Raw genomic sequence first — 449 nt, 5'->3', positions numbered from 1 at the left:
CATCTATATTATCTTTGCGATAACTGACTTTGGTAAGGAAAATCCAAACATGACCAAGCAGAATACGGCGTATTTTGAAGAGGTCAAAGCACATTTTACCCCATTTTCCAATCTGCCTATCGTAAAGAAATTTGACCAGCAACTACGAGCGAATCTAACGAACTATTTCCTCTTAGCGGCCAATGTATATGGCTTTAAATTTAAAAACGACCAATTAGTACCTACAAACATCTATATTTTTCCAGCGAGAGGAGTTGGAAATTATCAGGTGAAATCAAATCCTATCCCCGCTTACAAAAACGACCTGGAAGAATTCGCCAGAAAGAGCGGATACCGGGCATTCTACAAAGAGCATCAAGGCTATTACGACAGCCTTCGTACAGCATATCAGGAATATGCTTCCATTGCCGAGCAAAAAGAATGGTTAGAAAAGAAGTTCGATTATACAA

General features: G+C 39.2%; 1 protein-coding gene. It reads left to right on the top strand.

Features of this window, described 5'->3' with window-relative positions; genetic code table 11:
• Positions 1 to 49: 49 nt before the first annotated feature.
• On the top strand, positions 50 to 449 hold a 400-nt coding region (locus tag LE190_RS22275; protein ID WP_225240614.1), incomplete at its 3' end, for a DUF4932 domain-containing protein.

Origin of the sequence: Massilia hydrophila (assembly GCF_020208145.1) — a bacterium.
Taxonomy (GTDB): domain Bacteria; phylum Pseudomonadota; class Gammaproteobacteria; order Burkholderiales; family Burkholderiaceae_D; genus Telluria; species Telluria hydrophila.
The sequence above is the reverse complement of the archived record's forward strand: the minus strand, read 5'-3'. Positions and strand labels throughout refer to the sequence as shown.